Raw genomic sequence first — 18,533 nt, forward strand, 5'->3', positions numbered from 1 at the left:
GGGTACGGCGGGCGGCGGGGTCAGGCGGAGACCGTCTCCCCGGGCAGCGACAGGTCCAGGTCGACCGGCCGGTCGCCGGCGTGGGTCGCGGACGAGGCGAGGGGGCCGTGCCCCGTGGCGCGTGCGGCCACGACGTAGGAGCCCTGCGCGGGGACGGCGAGCGCGTAGCTGCCGTCCGCGGCGGACAGGGTCGCCCCGGCCTGCCGGCCGCGGCGGTCGATCAGGGTGACGTTGGCGCGGGCGACCGGGGAGCCGTCGGCGGCCAGCACCCGGCCGCGGAAGCCGCGCAGCACCCGCTCGGCCCGCTCCAGGGCCGCGTCCTCCTCGCTGCTGGCGCGCAGCTGCGGCTTGCCCGAGGGGCGGCCGCCCGGCAGGAACAGCGCCAGCAGCAGGCCGATCGCGACCGCCCCGGTCGCGATCAGGAAGGAGAGGCGGAAGCCGTGCATGGTCGGGATCGCGACCCCGCCGGCGGTGTCCGCGGTGTTCGCCAGCACCATGCCGATCACGGCGCTCGACACCGACGTGCCGATGGACCGCATGAGGGTGTTGAGGCCGTTGGCCGCGCCGGTCTCCGACGCCGGGACCGCGCCCACGATCAGCGCGGGCAGCGAGGAGTAGGCCAGCCCGATGCCCGTGCCGAGCAGGACCGAGATGACCAGGCTCTGCCAGGCGGCGCTCATCAGGCCGAGGCCCGCGCCGTAGCCGATCGCGATGATCAGCAGGCCGAGGATCAGGGTGACCTTGGGGCCGTACTTCGCGGACAGCCGCGCGTAGACGGGCGCCGTGAACATCATCGTCAGGCCGAGCGGCGCGACGAGCAGGCCCGCGACGACCATCGACTGGCCGAGGCCGTAGCCGGTGGACGTCGGCAGCTGGAGCAACTGGGGCAGCACCAGGGAGACGACGTAGAAGGAGACGCCGACCATGATCGAGGCGAGGTTGGTGAAGAGCACGGCCGGGCGGGCCGTGGTGCGCAGGTCGACCAGGGGGGCCTTGACGCGCAGCTCCATCACGCCCCACAGGAGCAGCACGAGCGCCGACGCGGCGAACAGGCCGAGCGTGGTGCCGGAGGTCCAGCCCCAGTCGCTGCCCTTGGTGATCGGCAGCAGGAACAGCACGAGCCCGGCGGACAGGCCGAACGCGCCCGGCAGGTCGAAGGAGCCCGCGGCGCGCGTCGGGGACTCCGGCACGACGAGGAGGGTCAGCGCGATCGAGAGCACGCCGAGGCCGGCGGCGCCGTAGAACAGGGCGTGCCAGTCGCTGTGCTGGGCGACCAGGGCGGCGGCGGGCAGGGCGAGGCCGCCGCCGACGCCTATGGAGGAGCTCATCAGGGCCATCGCCGAGCCGAGCTTCTCGCGCGGCAGCATGTCGCGCATCAGGCCGATGCCGAGCGGGATGGCGCCCATCGCGAAGCCCTGGAGCGTACGGCCGGTGATCATCAGCAGCAGGTCGCTGGTGAGCGCACTGACGAGAGCGCCCACCACCATCACCGAGAGGCTGAGGATCAGCATGCGGCGCTTGCCGTAGAGGTCGCCCAGGCGGCCCATGATCGGGGTGGCCACGGCACCCGAGAGCAGGGTCGAGGTCAGGACCCAGGTGGCGTCGCTCGGGGCGGTGTCCAGCAGTTGCGGCAGGTCCTTGATGACCGGGACGAGCAGGGTCTGCATCACCGCGACAACGATGCCCGCGAAGGCGAGCACCGGGACCACGGCCCCGCTCGCCCGGCCGGCGGGACGGTCTGTCGTCGTCTGCGTCATGGAGAGGGGCCTCCAGGCCGGAATTCGGAGGTACGGGGGTACGTGGGGTACGAACCTTGTATGCGTAGGCAACTATTCCGTTGCTTTGGCACTCTAACGAATTCTTGACCTTCTCTTGAGACGGAGCGTGGATCCCCCATGGCCCTAGGCCGAAATGCCGATGCCAGGAGCGTGGAGTGGTTGAGAACATGACACGCATGGTCGAAGCCGCCGAGATGAGCCGCACAGCCCGCCGCACCTCACCCCCCACCTGGCTCGTGGTCGCGCTCACCTGCGCCGGGCAGTTCCTCGTCGTCCTGGACGTCTCCGTCGTCAACGTGGCGCTGCCGTCGATGCGGACCGGGCTGGCCCTGAGCGAGCAGGGCCAGCAGTGGGTGGTGAACGCCTACGCGATCGCCTTCGCCGGCTTCATGCTGCTCGGCGGCCGGGCCGGGGATCTCTACGGCCGCAAGCGGATGTTCCTCGTCGGGCTCGGCCTGTTCACCCTCGCCTCGCTCGCCGGCGGGCTGGCGCAGCAGGAGTGGCACCTGCTCCTCGCCCGGGCCGTGCAAGGGCTCGGCGCGGCCGTGCTGGCGCCCTCGACGCTGACCATCCTCACCGCCTCCGTGCCCGAGGGCGCGGCCCGGGCCCGGGCCATAGGGACCTGGACGGCGGTCGGCGCGGGCGGCGGCGCGGCGGGCGGCCTGGTCGGCGGGCTGCTGATCGAGACGCTGTCCTGGCGGTGGGTGCTGCTGATCAACGTGCCCGTCGGCGCCGTGGTGCTGTGCGCCGCCGCCTGGTTCCTCACCGAGGGCCGCGCCGGGGACGGGCGGCGCCTGGACCTGCCCGGCGCCCTGTTCGTCACGGCCGGACTGGGCACCCTCGCCTACGGCATCTCCCAGACGGAGGCGGAGGGCTGGACGGCGTCGGCCACCCTGGTCCCCCTGCTCGCCGGGCTGGCCCTGCTCGGGCTGTTCCTCGTCGCCGAGGCCCGCACCGCGAGCCCGCTGATGCCGCTCGGGCTGCTGCGCCTGCGCTCGGTCTCCTCCGCGAACGTCGCCATGTTCCTCAGCGGCTCCGCGATGTTCTGCATGTGGTTCTTCATGACCCTCTACGCACAGAACGTCCTCGGCTACACCCCGCTGGAAGCCGGACTCGCCCTGGTCCCGAGCTCCCTCGCGGTGGTCCTCGGCTCCAAGCTGGCGCCCCGGCTCATGCGACCGGTCGGCACGCGCAACGTAGCGGTGCTCGGCACGCTCGTGGCGGTGGCGGGCTTCGCCTGGCAGTCCACCATGACCCCCGACGGGGCCTATGTGACGGCGGTCCTCTGCCCCGGCGTCCTGATGATGCTCGGCGCGGGCCTGGCGGCGACCCCGCTCGCCTCCCTGGCCACGTCCGGAGCCGCTCCCGAGGAGGCCGGACTGGTCTCCGGGCTCGTCAACACGTCCCGCACGATGGGCGGTTCCCTCGGTCTGGCCGTCCTCTCCACTGTCGCGGCGGCCCGGTCGGGCGGCAGCGCGACCCCCGAGGCGCTGACGGAGGGCTACGCGCTCGCCTTCCGGGTGGGCGCCGCGGTGCTGGCGGCCGGTCTGGTACTGATGTGGCTCTGGCTGCCGCGGCAGGCGCGACAGGAGGAGGGGTAGCGCCGCCGGTCCGGGCCGGTGCGGGGGGTGGGCGTCGCGTAGAGGTGTCGGGGCGGCCCGTCAGCCCTGGGGGGTCGGGCGGGGGGTGCCGAGCAGGGCGGTCAGCGTCTCCGTGAAGGCCGTCGCCGAGTGGTCGGCGTGCGCGCGGATGCGCGCGGCGACGGCATCGGCGCCGCCGCCCTCCAGCAGCCGCACGAGCCGGTCGAGGCCCCGCTCGCGGCCCTCGCGCCCTTCCACGCCTTCCTGGGTGGACAGGTAGAAGTCCGTCGCGTCGTACGCCAGGTGGAAGACGTGCTTCTTCACGTCGCTCAGCGTCAGGTAGTCGTCGTGCGTCTTGGGCGTCGGCTCGGGCGCCCCCACGCACACCGCCGGGGTCCCGGCGCCCCAGGCGTTGACCGCCAGGTGGTAGGTGTCCGTGATGACCAGCCGGTACCGGGGCAGGACCGCGAGCAGGTCGCCGATGGTGTGGTCGCCGGGCCGGGCCGGGATGTGCGCGACCGCGGCGGGCACGTCCCGCTCGAACCAGGGCAGCCACTCCAGCGGCGCGCCCAGCCGGTCGGACAGGGCCTGGCAGTGGGCCGGCAGCCAGTCGGGAACCGGGGTGCGGGCGCCCAGGAACACACCGATGGCGCCGCCCCGGGGCACCGACCGCGACCAGTCCGTGGTCGGCAGGTGGCCGAGGTCGCCGGGGCGGGACAGCAGCGCCGCGTCCGAGCCGAAGTGGTCCGTCGTACGGTCCCCGCGCAGGTGCTGGAGCTTCGCCGCGGAGAGCGGGTCGCGCACCCACATCCGGTGGCTGCGCCGCACCAGGCGGGTGAAGAGTGGCCCGTACTCCTTGTCCTCATAGTCGGACTGGGTGTTGTGCAGGACGGTGCCGCCGTAGCTGAGGGTCCGTGCGAGGAGCTCGTCGGGCTGGTCGGCGAGGAGCAGGGTCCGGTTCAGCAGGGTCCGGGCCGCGTCCCGGTCGGCGGCGATGCCGAAGTCGAGCAGCCGGTTGGTCGCGTCCTGCGCGAGGTAGTGCCGGGTGTGCAGGAAGTCGCCCCAGAAGACGACCGCGTCGTGGTCGCGCAGCGTGTCGAGGTTCTCGGCCAGCGGACGGAAGGCGAAGGGGAGGCCGGTGCCGCGCGCGCAGGCCCGCAGGGGCACGGTGTCCGGTGTGTGCAGCGTGTACCAGGTGGCGTCGAAGGCGCCGCCCGCCCGCCGCCGCAGGGACTCGAACGCCAGGTCGACGCTCAGCATGCCGGTGTTGCGGTACCCGATGTTCGGCGCGGTGATGACGGCGACGCGTGCCATGTGCTCCGTTTCCCCTGGTGGTCGCGGCTGCTGCCCAGCCGGTGTCGGCGCCGGCGCCGCCGAGGCGCGGCGCGGACGCCCGGTCAACGTACACGCCGGTGCGGCGACGCGGGCAACCCGCCGGTGGGGCCGTGGGCCTGGCCTGACACATCGTCAGCAGCATGGCGCTGCGGGCGTCGCGGCTGTGCGGCGGGCACGGGACCGGAACGCGTTCGCCTTCGCCTTCGTCTGCGCCTTCGTCTTCGCGTTCCGGTGTGGTGGCGGGAGGCCGCACGGGGAACGGCCCCTCCCGCCGGGTGGCGGCAGGGGCCGTTCGCGTTCTGGTGACTGACGTGCCGTCAGGCCGCAGTCACGGCTTGCTCGGTCTCCGCCACCGGCTTGCGGTGGCGTCCGCGCGGAGCCGTCTCGCTGTCGTGCGTGGAGACCTCGCCTCGGTGCCGGCCGTGGCCGGTGGAGGTCTCCTGGACGTCGGCATGGCGCGGCTGGTTCGTGCTGGCGTCGCTCATCGGATGGAATTCACCCCGTCAACATGATCTTTTTTACAGCCGGGTGAGTTTAACCGGCGCCCCACGCCCCGGATCCAGGCGGCCACGCCAACCGGCACTAGTTCGTTACAAGGCGGCCCAGCGGCGCCTCCTGAAGGGGCACGGGCCGTGCGGCCGAGGGGGCCGGAGACGGGGCGGACCGGTCCGGCGGCACCGGCTGCCCGGTACCTCCGGGCACCTCCAGCTGTCCGGAACCTCCTGGGGCCTCCAGCTGTCCGGGACGTCCGGGTGCCTCGGACTGTCCGGGACATCCGGGTGTCACGGGTGTCACCGATGCCACCGGTGCCCGTGGACCATCTCCATCGAGAGCGGCGCCGGACGCCTCGGCCGGTCCGGGGCCTCCGGGCGCCCCGAGCCGTCCCCGCTCCCCGGGCATCACAGGCCGTCCCCGCTCCCCGGGCATCACAGGCCGTCCCCGCTCCCCGGGCATCACAGGCCGTCCCCGCTCCCCGGGTATCACAGGCTGTTCCGGCTCCCCGAACTCCCCTGAGGATCCCGGCTCCCCGAACTCCCCTGACCGTCCCGGCTCCCCGGCCGGCCCGGGCCGTTGCGGAACCGGGGCGGCCGGCCCGGGTCTGACGTCCGGCGCGGGGCCGGGCCCGGCGGCCTGGGCGGACGGCTCACGCGGCGAGAGGGGCGGCACGGCGCCGGTCTCCGGCCCGGCGGACGGCGGCGCGCAGCCGGACTCCGGCGAGACGGGCGCGGGCGGACGCACCCGCGCCACCCCGCACGGCACGGCCTCCGTCGCGTACGGCAGCCGCAGCACCCCGTCGGCCGTCCACAGACCGGTCCCCGTCAACCACCCGTCGGGCGCGGGGAGATGGTGCACCCGGCGCTCGGCCGGCCGCCACACCCCGACCCAGCTGCCCGCCGGCCCGTCCACCCGCAGCGCCACCGCACAGCTCTCCGGTGTGAGCACCTGCCCCGGCTGGATCGCGAACGGTGTGACGGAGCAGTCCCGCAGCCGCAGGCATTCGGGGAACCGCACCGGCAGGCTGCTGCCCAGCACCCCCCAGCCCAGCCGCCCCTGTCCCGGCGAGGCCGCGTCGGAACGGACGATCAGCAGGCCGCTGTCGTGATCGGCGAGCAGCAGCCGGTCGTCGCTGTGCGCGGTGATCTGCAACAGCGGCGACACCTCGCCCCCGCGCTCCAGGTCCACCACGACCGCCTTCGTGCGCCCGCCGGTCTCCCGGTCCAGGGCCAGCAGCCGCCCCGCGCGGTCCAGCCAGACCCCGCCCGAGCCGCGGCCGGGCAGCTCCGCCACCTTCTCGGGCCCGAAGGCGCCGCCCGCCACCAGCCACACCGACGTCGACCGCGGCCCGACCGCGAGGGCGTACGCCCGCTCCCCGCCGGGCGCGGGCGGCAGCAGCCGCAGCCGGGCGCTGTCGTCCGGGCTCTCGACCGCGCCGAGCGGCAGTTCGCCGGTGCCGGGGCCCGTCGGGTACAGCAGCGAGAAGGCGTGCCGTCCGGCCACCCGGCGGTGGATGAGCACGCGCCCGTCGCCCATCGGCTGCACCTCGGTGCCGGGCTCCTCCGGCTGGTTGCGGGGCAGCGGGACGGCGTAGGGCTCGGGGCCGTCGAGGGTCCAGCGCTCCGGGAACCAGGCGTCACCGGCCGACGCGAGACGCGCGCCGTAGGCGCCGTCCGCGCTGAGCGTGCAGCCGGCCGGCGCGGCACCGTCCCCGTCCTCGTGCCCCGCCGAAGGCTCGATCGCACAGGCAGTCATCGTTCGGTCACCTCCAGTGACGAACGTAGTTTTCGCACGAACGGGCGGGGAATTCCCTGGACCCCGACTTCACACATAAGGGTGTTCCAGGAACGATTCGCCTGAGGAGGAGGGGGCGTTTGTGCTGAGCGGGGCGAGGGCGGACGGGCGGGGGCGGTGGCGGTTCAACGCCACAGATCAGGCGGGTAGCCTTGCACCCGTGCCCCGTCTGTCTGAAGTCATCGCCGCGCTGGAGAGCCTGTGGCCCGCCGAGCGGGCCGAGTCCTGGGACGCGGTCGGCACCGTCGCGGGCGACCCGGACCAGCAGGTCACGCGCGTACTGTTCGCCGTCGACCCGGTCCAGGAGATCGTCGACGAGGCGGTGAACCTGGGCGCCGACCTGCTCGTCACCCACCACCCGCTCTATCTGCGCGGTACGACGACCGTCGCGGCGACCCACTTCAAGGGCCGCGTCGTCCACACGCTGATCAAGAACGACATCGCGCTGCACGTCGCCCACACCAACGCCGACACCGCCGACCCGGGTGTCTCCGACGCCCTCGCGGGCGCCCTGGGCCTCAGGGTCACCGGGCCGCTCGTGCCGGACCCCACCGACCCCGCGGGGCGGCGGGGCCTGGGCCGCCTCTGCGCGCTGGACCACCCGCTGACCGTGCGCGAGCTCGCCGCCCGCGCCGCCGAGCGGCTGCCCGCCACCGCGCAGGGCATCCGCGTCGCCGGCGACCCGGAGGCGCCGGTGCGCACGGTCGCCGTCAGCGGCGGCTCCGGCGACAGCCTCTTCGACCACGTGCGCGCCGCCGGCGTCGACGCGTTCCTCACCGCGGACCTGCGCCACCACCCGGTGTCGGAGGCCCGCGCCCACAGTCCCCTCGCGCTGCTCGACGCGGCGCACTGGGCCACCGAGTGGCCCTGGTGCGAGCTGGCCGCGAGCCAGCTCGACGAGATCTCCGACCGGCACGGATGGGACCTGCGCGTCCACGTCTCCACGACGGTCACCGACCCCTGGACCGCCCACGCGGCCTCGACCACTTCTGACCCCCTGGGAGCCCCGAACTGAACGCCGCGCCCGCCGACCAGATCCGCCTCCTCGACGTCCAGGACCTCGACGTCCGCCTCCAGCAGCTGGCACACCGGCGGAAGTCGCTGCCCGAGCACGCCGAGATCGAGGCGCTGACCAAGGACCACACGCAGCTGCGCGACCTGCTCGTCGCCGCGCAGACCGAGGAGAGCGACACCGCACGCGAGCAGACCAAGGCCGAGCAGGACGTGGACCAGGTGCGCCAGCGCGCCACCCGCGACCAGCAGCGCCTGGACTCCGGTGCCGTCACCTCCCCGAAGGACCTGGAGAACCTCCAGCGCGAGATCGCCTCGCTCGCCAGGCGGCAGGGCGACCTGGAGGACGTCGTGCTGGAGGTCATGGAGCGCCGGGAGTCCGCGCAGGAGCGGGTCGCCGAGCTGACCGAGCGGGTCTCCTCCGTGCAGACGAAGATCGACGACGCCACCGCGCGCCGTGACGCGGCCCTGGAGCAGATCGACGCCGAGGTCGCCACGGTCACCAAGGAGCGCGAGGTCGTCGCCGGGTCCGTCCCCGACGACCTGCTCAAGCTCTACGACAAGCTGCGCGCGCAGCAGGGCGGCATCGGCGCGGCGAAGCTGTACGCGCGCAGCTGCCAGGGCTGCCGCCAGGAGCTCGCCATCACCGAGCTGAACGAGATCCGCACGGCGGCGCCCGACACGGTGATCCGCTGCGAGAACTGCCGCCGCATCCTGGTGCGCACGTCCGAGTCCGGGCTCTAGGCCCACGGGAGCCGGTCCGGTGCGGGAGTTCATCGTCGAGGCGGACGGCGGGTCGCGGGGCAACCCGGGGCCCGCGGGCTACGGGGCCGTGGTGAGCGACGCGGCTACGGGGCAGACGCTGCGGGAGAGCGCCGAGTACATCGGCGTCGCCACGAACAACGTCGCCGAATACCGCGGTCTGCTGGCCGGCCTGCGCGCCGCCCACGCCCTGGACCCGGCCGCCACGGTGCACGTCCGGATGGACTCCAAGCTCGTCGTCGAGCAGATGTCGGGCCGCTGGAAGATCAAGCATCCCGCCATGAAGCCCCTGGCGGCGGAGGCGGCCCGGGTCTTCCCGCCGGGGCGGGTGACGTACGAGTGGATCCCGCGCGAGCGCAACAAGCACGCGGACCGGCTGGCCAACGAGGCGATGGACGCGGGGGCGAAGGGCGGGCAGTGGTCGGAGCCGGCGTCCACGGCCGAACTGGACACGGCGACCGGCGCGGCACCGACGGCTCCGCCGGAGCCGCCCGGAGACGCGACGGCGGGGGCGGCACGGGTGCGGGACGCTCTGGCGAGGTGCCGCACGTCCGCCGGGTCGCCGGACGGCGCGGCACCGGCTGCCGAGCCCGCTCCCACCACCCTTGGGGCGTCCACCTCTGGGGCGTCCACCTCTGGGGTGCCCACCCCCGGGGCGCCCGAGCCCACGGCCGCGCAGCCCGGCAGCTCCAGCAATGCCGACGAGACCGGGGCCCTCGGCGACAGCTCCAGCACCGCCGACGAGACCGGGGCCCTCGGCGCGAAGGCGGAAGCCGACTCCCGCGCCGCCAGGACCGTGGCGTCCCCCGGCTGGGCCCCCGCCGACATGGGGACCCCGGCCACCTTCGTCCTGCTCCGGCACGGGGAGACGCCGCTGACGCCGCAGAAGCGGTTCTCGGGGAGCGGCGGCACCGACCCCTCGCTCTCCGACGTGGGCCGGGAGCAGGCCGAGCGGGCCGCCGCGATGCTGGCCCGGCGCGGGACGATCCAGGCGGTCGTGTCGTCGCCGCTCGCCCGGACCCGGGAGACCGCCGGGATCGTCGCGGCCCGCCTCGGGCTGGACGTGGAGATCGAGGACGGGCTGCGCGAGACTGACTTCGGCGCCTGGGAGGGACTCACCTTCGCCGAGGTGCGCGAACGCCACCCCGACGACCTGAACGCCTGGCTGGCCTCCCCGGACGCCGAACCCACCGGCGGCGGCGAGAGCTTCGCCGCGACCGCCGAGCGGATCGCCGCCACCCGCGACCGGCTGCTCGCCGCCCACCAGGGCCGCACGGTCCTGCTCGTCACGCACGTGACGCCGATCAAGACGTTCGTCCGGCTCGCCCTGGGCGCCCCGCCGGAGTCGCTGTTCCGCATGGAGCTGTCGGCCGCGTCCCTGTCGGCCGTGGCGTACTACGCGGACGGCAACGCCAGCGTCCGCCTCCTCAACGACACGTCCCACCTGCGCTGAGCCCCGCCGCGGCCCGGGCCAGCTCCTCCACCCGCCCCCAGTCGCCGCCCGCGACCGCGTCCCGCGGCAGCATCCAGCTGCCGCCGACGCACCCGACGTTGGGCAGCGCCAGATAGCCGGGCGCGGAGTCCGGCCCGATCCCGCCCGTCGGGCAGAACCGCGCCTGCGGCAGCGGCCCCGCCAGCGACCTCAGATACGCCGTACCGCCCGCCGCCTGCGCCGGGAAGAACTTCATCTCCCGCACCCCGCGTTCCAGCAGCGCCACGACCTCGGACGTCGTCGACACTCCCGGCAGGAAGGGCACGCCGGACGCCTGCATCGCCTCCAGCAGCCCGTCGGTCCAGCCGGGGCTCACCAGGAACCGGGCCCCCGCCGCCACCGCCTCCGCGACCTGCCCGGGGCTGATCACCGTCCCCGCCCCGACCACCGCCTCCGGCACCTCACGGGCGATGGCCCGCACCGCGTCGAGGGCCACGGGCGTCCGCAGCGTCACCTCGATCGCCGGCAGCCCTCCGGCCACCAGCGCCCGCGCCAGCGGTACGGCGTCGCCGATGTCCTCGACGACGACCACGGGGACGACGGGCGCGAGGTCCAGTACGGACGCGGGCAGGGCGGAGGAGGAGGTCATGACCTCATCCTGCCGTCGGAAATGCAGAGTGCGCAAAGGGCATTGCGCATACTGCAACGACCCTCAGTGCACCTCGTCCACGAGCACGTCCAGCGCCCACGCCTGACCGGCCTTCGCGGGCGCCCCGGCCTCGACCGCGTACCCGAGATCCCGCAGCGCCTCCACCAGCTCGGCGGGCGACCGAGGGACCGCCCCGTCGGTCAGCAGGCTCCGCACGATCCGCCCCTTGGTCGCCTTGTTGAAGTGGCTGACCACCTTCCGGGTCGGCGCGTGCAGCACCCGCACGGTCGCCGTCCGCTCCGCCACCGCGCCCTTCGGCTTCCACGCGGCGGCGTACGCGGCCGACCGCAGGTCCAGCACCAGCCCGTCCCCGGCCGCCTCGGGAAGCACCGACGCCATCGGCGCACGCCAGTGCGCGCCCAGCGCCCCGAGCCCCGGCAGCCGCACGCCCATCGAGCACCGGTAGGACGGGATCCGGTCCGTCACCCGCACGGCGCCCCACAGCCCCGAGAACACCAGCAGCGACCGGGCCGCGCGCCGCTTGGCCGCCGGGTCGAGCGTGGCCAGGCCGAGCGCGTCGTACAGCACCCCCGTGTAGATCTCCCCGGCCGGCCGCGCCCCCGCCGTGCGCAGCCCCGCGTTCTTCGAGACCTCGCCCCGCAGGCCCTCGCTCAGCCCCAGCACCTCGCGCGCCTTGTCCTCGTCGCCCGAGCACAGCTCGACCAGCTCGGTCAGCGCCGCCTCCCGCGCCGCGGCGAGCCCCGGCAGGGACAGCGACTCCGGCTTCAGCGGCGCACCCCGCCCGGACGAGGCCTTTCCTTCGGACGGCGGCAGCAGGACAAGCACGCGTACTCCTTCGATCGAACTCCGCCGCCAGGGTACGGGGCACTCACACCCGAGCCGGGCCGAGGGCGCGGACCAGGCCGTCGGCGTCGTCGGCGTGGAAGCGGACGACCCGGACCTCGCGGCACCGGCCGAGGAAGGAGACGTGGGTGACCGGCTCGGACAGTTCGAGCGTGACGGTCGTCTGCGAGCCGACCTCGACGTTCAGCTCGCCGTCGGCCCGCTCGTGCGTCATCCGCAGCTCACGCCGCACCGAGGCGATCCGGTCCAGCGGCACGCACAGGTCGACGTGCGCGTACCGCCGTATCCGCAGGGTCCCGCGGTCCGGATCCAGCACGTGCGGGCGCACGACGGACGAGGCGTGCAGCCCGACGACCACCACCACGCCGTACACGTCCAGGAAGAGGAACACGGCGCGCGCGGCCGGAAAGTCCCGCAGCAGCACGGACAGCGCGACCGTCTCGACCACGCACACGAACGCGAAACCGGCCATCATCGCGCCCTGCCCGCGCGCGTACCCGTAGGCCGTCCCGCCCCTCGTCCCGTGCGTCCGCCGCGCGGCCCACAGCGCCAGGCTCACCAGCAGCGCCACCTCGTGCCGGACCAGCAGCCACGCGACCCTCATCGCCGCTCCCCGGCGAGGATCCGCAGCGTACGGCGGATCGCCTCCGCCTGGGCCGGGGCCAGGTCGGCGTAGAAAGCCCGCAGCACACTGTCGTCCTCGCCGACCTCCCCGGCCTCCCGGAACAGCTCCGGCGGGATGCAGCCGGCCAGCGCCCGGGCCGCCTCCTCGACCCGCGGATCGTCCGGCCCCGCGCCGGCCAGCGCGTCCAGCAGCGCGTACGCCTCACCGGCCCGCGCGACGGCCTCCGGGCTCCCCAGGGCCTCCCCGATCGACGAGACCATCCGCTCCCGCGCCGCCGGAGGCATGGACGTCTCCAGGAAGGCGATGATCTCGCGGTCCTTGGCCGCCATGGGACTGTCCGTGAGATGCGCCGTCCCGGCGAACAACGCGGCCAGCCCGGGCGACACGGGCCCCTCCTTCGGCAGGCCGCCCTCCGCCTCCAGCAGCGCCCGCAGCCGCGCGCGCCGCTCCCGGATCGCCTCCTCCTGCCGCGCCAGGTCCGCGTCCAGCTCGGTCAGCACCTCGGCGAGGTCCTTGCCGGCGTCGTCCGCGAGCACGTCCCGCACCTCGGCGAGCCCCAGCCCCAGCTCGGTCAGCCGCCGGATCCGCGCCAGCACGACGGCGTGCCGCAGCGTGTACTCCCGGTACCCGTTGGCCCGCCGCTCCGGCTCGGGCAGCAGCCCCTGATGGTGGTAGTGCCGCACGGCCCGCGTGGTGACGCCGACGGCCGCGGCGAGTTCTCCGATCCGCATGCCACCAGTGAAGACGTTGACGCTGCGGCAGGGTCAAGCGTGCCCGGCCCGGTGTCTGACGGCCACCTTGATCGTGTGCCACGATCGAGGGAACGGACCCCGATTCCACCGGCAGGTGATCAGCCGATGTCCCAGTCTGGCGAGCGACCGAAGGAGGGGCGTGACATGACCGCCATGGCCCACGAGCCGCTCTCGCAGGAAGACGTCCTGCTGGAGGGCTTTCTCGCCCTGGACACCCCGGAGGGTTTCCGGGCCGAGCTGATCGAGGGGGAGATCGTTGTGACGCCGCCGCCGGACGGGGATCACGAGGATTGCATCGGGCTGATCGTGAACCAGGTGATCAGGCGTTCCCGCACCGAGATGCAGTTCTCGGGGAACAAGGGCTTGAAACTGCGCCGCGGAGGTGCGTGTCCGAAGGACCATGTGATCCCGGACGGCACGTTCGCCCCACTGGAACTGCGTCTGTACCGGGGGGCCGACTCCTGGATGCCCTGCGACGGCGTCGCCATGGTGGTGGAGGTGACCTCGACCAAGCCGCAGGCCGACCGCGAGGCCAAGCGCCGCTGCTACGCCCGGGCCGGAATCCCCCTCTACCTCCTCGTCGACCGGGAGACGGCCCAGGTCACGGTCTTCAGCGAGCCCAAGGACCACGACTACCGCGAGCACTGCGCCCGCCCCTTCGGCAAGCCCGTCACCCTCCCGGAACCGTTCGCCTTCGATCTGGACACCGCGGACCTCCTCTGATCCCCTGGGACCGGGGGTGTGTCATGGGGATACGGGAACGAGCCAGCTGGACGCGAGCCCGTCTGGGGCGGGCCGGCCCGCCCCTGGACCTGCTCACGGCCCACTTCGACCAGCACACCTACGCACCCCACGCCCACGACGAGTTCACCGTCGGCGTCACGGTCGGCGGGTCGGAGGTCATCGCGTACCGGGGCGGGCACATCCACTCCTACCCCGGCTCGATCGTCGTCCTGGAGCCGGGGGAGATGCACACCGGCGGACCGGCCGCCGCCGACGGCTACGCCTACCAGGCCCTCTACGCCGAACCGGCTCTGCTCACCGACGGCACCCTCGGCGCCCCGCCGCACTTCCGCGACGCCGTCCTGCACGACCCGGAACTGGCCACCGCCCTGCGCGCCGCCCACACCGACATCAGCGCCCACCCCGACCCGCTGGAGGCCGAGTCCCGGCTGCCCTGGCTGCTCACCGCCCTGGCCCGCCGCCACTCCACGGCCCGCGCCGCCGCCGACACCGTGCCGGGCGCCGGCCACATCGCCCGCACCGTACGCGACCGCCTCGCCGACGAACTGCTGGAACCCCCGTCCCTGTCCGCCCTCGCCACCGACCTCGGCCTCTCCCGCTACCAGCTCCTGCGCGCCTTCCGCACGACCATGGGCGTCCCCCCGTACGCCTGGCTCGCCCAGCACCGCGTGGCCCGCGCCCGCCGCCTTCTGGAAACCGGCCTGCGCCCCGCCGAGGTCGCCGCACTCGTCGGCTTCGCCGACCAGGCCCACCTCACCCGCTGGTTCCGCCGCGTCCTGGGCGTGACCCCGGCGGCGTACCGCAACAGCGTTCAAGACGCGGCGGGCTGACACGGCCCAGACTTGGCGCATGACTGCACGCGGCTGGTTCCTGTTCTCCCTGATGGGAGTGGTCTGGGGCATCCCCTATCTGCTGATCAAGGTGGCGGTGGACGAGCTGTCCCCGTCGGCGGTCGTGTTCGCGCGCTGCGCACTCGGCGCCGCCCTCCTCCTGCCCTTCGCCCTGCGCCAGCCGGGCCTGGCACGCACCGTCGGCACCCACTGGAAGCCGATGCTGGCCTTCGCGGTGATCGAGATCGTCGGCCCCTGGTACACCCTGACCGACGCCGAACGCCACCTCTCCAGCTCCACCGCGGGCCTGCTGATCGCGGGCGTACCGATCGTCGCGGTCCTGCTCTCCCGCTTCTTCGGCGCGGCGGAGTCCCTCGGCACCCGCCGCGTCACGGGCCTCGCGCTGGGCCTGGCCGGCGTCGGCGTCCTCACCGTCCCGCACCTGACCGGCGGCGATGCCTTCTCCCTTGCGGAGGTCCTGGTGACGGTCGTCGGCTACGCCACGGCCCCTCTCATCGCCAGCCGCCACCTCAAGGACGTCCCGACCCTGCACCTCATCACGCCCTGCCTGGCCCTGGCGGCCCTGGTCTACGCCCCCGCGGCCGTCGCCTCGCGCCCCACCACCCTCCCCTCGACGCAGACCCTCATCGCCCTCGCGGCCCTCGGTGCCGTCTGCACGGCCATCGCGTTCGTGGCCTTCCTGGAACTGATCAAGGAGGCGGGCCCCACCCGCGCGGCGGTCATCACGTACGTCAACCCGGCGGTCGCGGTGGCGGCCGGCGCAGCCTTCCTGGACGAGCACCTGACCCCGACGGTGGTGGCCGCCTTCGCCCTGATCCTGGCGGGCTCGGTCCTGGCCACGGCGGCGGCGGCTCCGAAGCCCACGCCCCGGCGGGTACCATGGTCGACACGGCAGACGAGCCGGGCGGACGGCCGCGTGGAGTCCCCCTGACGGGGAGCTCCCCGAGGAACGTCCGGGCTCCACAGGGCAGGGTGGTGGCTAACGGCCACCCGGGGTGACCCGCGGGACAGTGCCACAGAAAGCAAACCGCCGGGGACCTCGGTCCTCGGTAAGGGTGAAACGGTGGTGTAAGAGACCACCAGTGCCTGGGGTGACTCAGGCAGCTAGGTAAACCCCACCCGGAGCAAGGTCAAGAGGAGCCGCTGTGAAAGGCGGCTCTGCGCGGACGTTCGAGGGCTGCCCGCCCGAGTCCGCGGGTAGACCGCACGAGGCCGGCGGCAACGCCGGCCCTAGATGGATGGCCGTCGCCCGGCGCTCCGCGAGGAGCACCGGGAACAGAACCCGGCGTACAGCCCGACTCGTCTGCCGCTTGCTGCCCGCCGAGCCCCGCAGTGGAAGACTCAGCCTCCTGTCTCGGATGCCGTTGGCAGGAACCGGCTGACCTGGCCGCTGAACGAGACATACAGCTCCTCGCGGGCGCGCGTGCAGGCCACGAAGAGGAGGCAGCGTTCGGCCAACATGTCCGCCTCGTGCTGCAGTCGGTCCACATCCGGTGGTGTGACAGCCAGCGGGAACGGAAAGGCGCCTGCCGTCACGCCGATCACCGCGACGCAACGGAATTCCAGGCCTTTCATCGCGTGCAGAGTGGCCAGCCGGACCCCGACGTCCTGCTGGGCTGGTCCTTCCCGGACCAGAACCGAGGGCAGCCCGGCGCGTTCCAGTCGCGCCGTGACCTTGTCCAGCGTCTGGTGGAACCGGGCGGCTACCGCGATCTCTGCCGGCGCCGCGCCGCCTGCGACCCACTCACCTATCCTCGCGACGACTGCGCTCAGTTCGGCGTCCTCGCTCCTGAAACCCCTCAGGGCGGGCCGACGGCCGTGCAGGAGGGAACGGTAACCGGCCAATGAGTCCTTGCCATCGCCCGACAGTGACTCCACCGGTTCGTCCTCCATCAGGGCCGCCGCCCAGCGGAGGATCTCCTCTGTGCTGCGGTAGTTGATGCGCAGCCGACTGGAACGGCCCGCGACCGGGATACCGAGAGACCCCAGCGAGACACGCGAGTCGTAGATGCGCTGGTGCGGGTCCCCCGTGATGAACAGGTCGTCCGGCCCTGGCGCGACGGCTCCGCGTAGGACCCGCCACTGGACCGGGTGCAGGTCCTGCGCCTCGTCGACCACGACATGGGCGTACGGCGGGTCACCTGATCCTGGTTCGCCCAAGAGTCTGGCGGCCTCCGCGCACAACTGCAGGTAGGTGCACTTTCCGTCCTTGCGCAGGCCCTGCTCGAACATCTTCATGGCCCGCCATACCCGCGCCCGCTTGACCGGCCCCAGAGCCGAACCCCTGCCCCGCCGCACCGCTCGCAGATACTCGTCCTCGGTGGAGATCGACTGGGCGAGCACCACGTGCCGGTACTCCTGGGAGAGGAACTGCTCGTTCCACTCCAGCTCAAGAATCTGCTGGATCTTGCGCCAGCGGAAGCGTTCGTCCGCGTCGTCGCACAACCGGGGCACCGAGCCCCGGCCGCGGCGCACGACGTCCCGGGCCAGGGCGTCGACCGTGGTGACATCGACCCGTTTCAGCAAGACTTCGTCCTCCAGGAGGAGCGCGAGGTTCTCCCTGAGGGACTTCGCCAGGGCGGTCGTGTACGTGGTGAGAAGGATCCTGCCGGGGAGCGACGACCTCTGGAGCAGGTGCTTGACACGGTGCAGGGCCACCACGGTTTTGCCCGTACCAGGGCCCCCGGTGACCTGGGCGGGGCCGGCATAGGTCGCCCGGTAGGCCACCCGGCGCTGGGCGGGATGGAGGAAGATGCGCCAGGCGGCGAACGGCTTGGTGAGGATGTCCTCCAGTTCCTCCGCTCCCGTGACCACGGTGATACGGCTGTGAGTGTTGGCGATGGCGGACGACAGGTCGTCGGGGTCGTAGGGCCCGGCGTCCGCAGGCCGGCGCACGGCTACGACCTCCCGCCAGACTGTGTCCTCGTCGAACCCCTCGGCGAGGAACTGCAGTACCTCGAACTGGTCCTCAGGGAACAGCGAGGCGAACGCCTCCAGCTGGGCCTGGTCGGTGATGGTGCGGGCCGCGCGCAGCGTTCCCTCGTCGATGCCGAGCCGGGTCAGGGATGCGTCCGAGAAGCCGTCGAACAAACGCTCCTGTGCCTTCGTCGCGGTCTGCTCCAGCACCGGGGTGAGCTGCTCGATGGCGACGACATTGCGGACCTCCAGGCCACGCGTCGCGGTGTTGACCGTGTAGAGCCGCTTGGCGGCCCACTCGTAAGCCCTGTCGTGCTGTACGACGTTCACCAAAAGGAAAGTGTCACCACCGTCCTCGGGCGCGAGGACGACGCCCCGCCAGAAGTCGGTGATCCTGATAGTCCGCAGGCGCGGATCGCGGGCTTTTTCCACGGACTCCAGGTGCAGACCCTTGTCGGCGTGCAGTTCGGCGACGGTGAGTTGCTGGAACTTCTTCATCGCCTTCCGTACCCCTGCTCGGACCGGCTTCTCCAGTTGCTCGTACTTGTCCCAGAAGGTGTTGGCGAATGCCAGCTGCGGCAACGGACCGTCCTCCCCACGCGGTGCGATGTGCACACCCTACTCAGGGGCCTGACGGGCGGCAGGCCCCTGAATGGCGGCGACGAGGCGCTATCGGTGTTCCATCAGAATCCTGCGCAGTCGTGTGGACGCCGCCAAACCGGAGAGTCTGCCGTCCGCTATCGCACGGATGATGTGTGCACCGTGGTGTCCCGCCTGCCGGATGAGGGCAGTCCGACCGAGGCGGGACGCCATGCGCCGGGCGGCCAGCTCCACTCCCTGTGCTGAGAACAGACCCACCACTTGCCCGTCGGCGAGCACCTCTCCGACCGCACATCCGTGGCCGATGGCGTACGTGCGGACGTGGCGGTACTGCAGGCTCCCAAC

Annotated in this window: 14 protein-coding genes, 1 other RNA gene and 2 pseudogenes; 8 read left to right on the top strand and 9 right to left on the bottom strand. The window is 73.2% G+C overall.

Features of this window, described 5'->3' with window-relative positions:
* Window positions 1–20: 20 nt before the first annotated feature.
* Window positions 21–1,757 (bottom strand): MFS transporter, encoded by a 1,737-nt coding sequence (locus ACF07N_RS33325; RefSeq protein ID WP_392120231.1) that lies wholly within the window; start codon window positions 1,755–1,757, stop codon window positions 21–23.
* Window positions 1,758–1,945: 188 nt separating this feature from the next.
* Here ACF07N_RS33325 and ACF07N_RS33330 point away from each other — a divergent pair, with 188 nt between their 5' ends.
* On the top strand, window positions 1,946–3,379 hold the full coding sequence (locus tag ACF07N_RS33330) for an MFS transporter (protein WP_392120234.1): 1,434 nt from the start codon (window positions 1,946–1,948) through the stop codon (window positions 3,377–3,379).
* A 60-nt stretch (window positions 3,380–3,439) separates the two neighbouring features.
* Here the strand turns inward: ACF07N_RS33330 and ACF07N_RS33335 are convergent, their stop codons facing one another.
* The 3 genes and pseudogenes from ACF07N_RS33335 to ACF07N_RS33345 all read right to left on the bottom strand — a co-directional run.
* The gene (locus ACF07N_RS33335) at window positions 3,440–4,672 is read right to left on the bottom strand and encodes a polysaccharide pyruvyl transferase family protein (RefSeq protein ID WP_392120237.1); all 1,233 of its coding nucleotides are present in this window, start codon (window positions 4,670–4,672) and stop codon (window positions 3,440–3,442) included.
* A 338-nt stretch (window positions 4,673–5,010) separates the two neighbouring features.
* On the bottom strand, window positions 5,011–5,178 hold the full coding sequence (locus ACF07N_RS33340) for a hypothetical protein (protein WP_383323284.1): 168 nt from the start codon (window positions 5,176–5,178) through the stop codon (window positions 5,011–5,013).
* Window positions 5,179–5,746: 568 nt separating this feature from the next.
* A pseudogene (locus ACF07N_RS33345) lies at window positions 5,747–6,943 on the bottom strand (hypothetical protein); the annotation flags it as partial.
* A 199-nt stretch (window positions 6,944–7,142) separates the two neighbouring features.
* On the opposite strand from ACF07N_RS33345, the gene ACF07N_RS33350 reads away from it, so the two are divergent.
* The 3 genes from ACF07N_RS33350 to ACF07N_RS33360 are packed head-to-tail and all read left to right on the top strand — an operon-like array spanning window position 7,143 to window position 10,208.
* Complete coding sequence (locus ACF07N_RS33350) at window positions 7,143–7,997, top strand: Nif3-like dinuclear metal center hexameric protein (protein ID WP_392120240.1); 855 nt, start codon at window positions 7,143–7,145, stop codon at window positions 7,995–7,997.
* Window positions 7,994–8,737: a zinc ribbon domain-containing protein gene (locus ACF07N_RS33355; RefSeq protein WP_383323711.1), complete on the top strand. Its 744-nt coding sequence runs from the start codon at window positions 7,994–7,996 to the stop codon at window positions 8,735–8,737. The genes ACF07N_RS33350 and ACF07N_RS33355 overlap by 4 nt, the downstream gene beginning before the upstream one ends.
* A 19-nt stretch (window positions 8,738–8,756) precedes the next feature.
* On the top strand, window positions 8,757–10,208 hold the full coding sequence (locus ACF07N_RS33360; RefSeq protein ID WP_392120243.1) for a bifunctional RNase H/acid phosphatase: 1,452 nt from the start codon (window positions 8,757–8,759) through the stop codon (window positions 10,206–10,208).
* Here ACF07N_RS33360 and eda read toward each other — a convergent pair.
* The 4 genes from eda to ACF07N_RS33380 all read right to left on the bottom strand — a co-directional run bounded on the left by eda (window position 10,183) and on the right by ACF07N_RS33380 (window position 13,056).
* A complete protein-coding gene (gene eda, locus ACF07N_RS33365; protein WP_392120246.1) occupies window positions 10,183–10,836 on the bottom strand; it encodes a bifunctional 4-hydroxy-2-oxoglutarate aldolase/2-dehydro-3-deoxy-phosphogluconate aldolase in 654 nt (217 codons plus the stop codon). The two genes, ACF07N_RS33360 and eda, sit on opposite strands and share 26 nt — an antisense overlap.
* A 63-nt stretch (window positions 10,837–10,899) precedes the next feature.
* A complete protein-coding gene (yaaA, locus tag ACF07N_RS33370) occupies window positions 10,900–11,682 on the bottom strand; it encodes a peroxide stress protein YaaA (protein ID WP_392120248.1) in 783 nt (260 codons plus the stop codon).
* A 43-nt stretch (window positions 11,683–11,725) separates the two neighbouring features.
* The gene (locus tag ACF07N_RS33375; RefSeq protein WP_392120251.1) at window positions 11,726–12,304 is read right to left on the bottom strand and encodes a hypothetical protein; all 579 of its coding nucleotides are present in this window, start codon (window positions 12,302–12,304) and stop codon (window positions 11,726–11,728) included.
* Window positions 12,301–13,056, bottom strand: a complete 756-nt coding sequence (locus ACF07N_RS33380; protein WP_392120254.1) for a MerR family transcriptional regulator — start codon at window positions 13,054–13,056, stop codon at window positions 12,301–12,303. The genes ACF07N_RS33375 and ACF07N_RS33380 overlap by 4 nt, the downstream gene beginning before the upstream one ends.
* Before the next feature lie 165 nt (window positions 13,057–13,221).
* Between ACF07N_RS33380 and ACF07N_RS33385 the strand changes: the two genes are divergently transcribed.
* From ACF07N_RS33385 to rnpB, 4 genes and pseudogenes are all read left to right on the top strand, one after another.
* Window positions 13,222–13,800, top strand: coding sequence for a Uma2 family endonuclease (locus ACF07N_RS33385; protein ID WP_392120257.1), 579 nt, complete (start codon window positions 13,222–13,224; stop codon window positions 13,798–13,800).
* Window positions 13,801–13,823: 23 nt separating this feature from the next.
* Complete coding sequence (locus tag ACF07N_RS33390; protein WP_392120260.1) at window positions 13,824–14,651, top strand: helix-turn-helix domain-containing protein; 828 nt, start codon at window positions 13,824–13,826, stop codon at window positions 14,649–14,651.
* A 52-nt stretch (window positions 14,652–14,703) separates the two neighbouring features.
* Window positions 14,704–15,450: pseudogene (locus ACF07N_RS33395) on the top strand (DMT family transporter); the annotation flags it as partial.
* Between the two features lie 118 nt (window positions 15,451–15,568).
* An RNA gene (gene rnpB, locus ACF07N_RS33400) (RNase P RNA component class A) lies at window positions 15,569–15,978 on the top strand.
* Between the two features lie 35 nt (window positions 15,979–16,013).
* On the opposite strand, the gene ACF07N_RS33405 is transcribed toward rnpB, so the two are convergent.
* Window positions 16,014–18,170, bottom strand: a complete 2,157-nt coding sequence (locus ACF07N_RS33405) for a UvrD-helicase domain-containing protein (protein ID WP_392120537.1) — start codon at window positions 18,168–18,170, stop codon at window positions 16,014–16,016.
* Window positions 18,171–18,533 lie beyond the last annotated feature (363 nt).

Source organism: Streptomyces sp. NPDC015242 (genome assembly GCF_043079125.1).
In the GTDB taxonomy this organism is placed as follows: Bacteria; Actinomycetota; Actinomycetes; order Streptomycetales; family Streptomycetaceae; genus Streptomyces.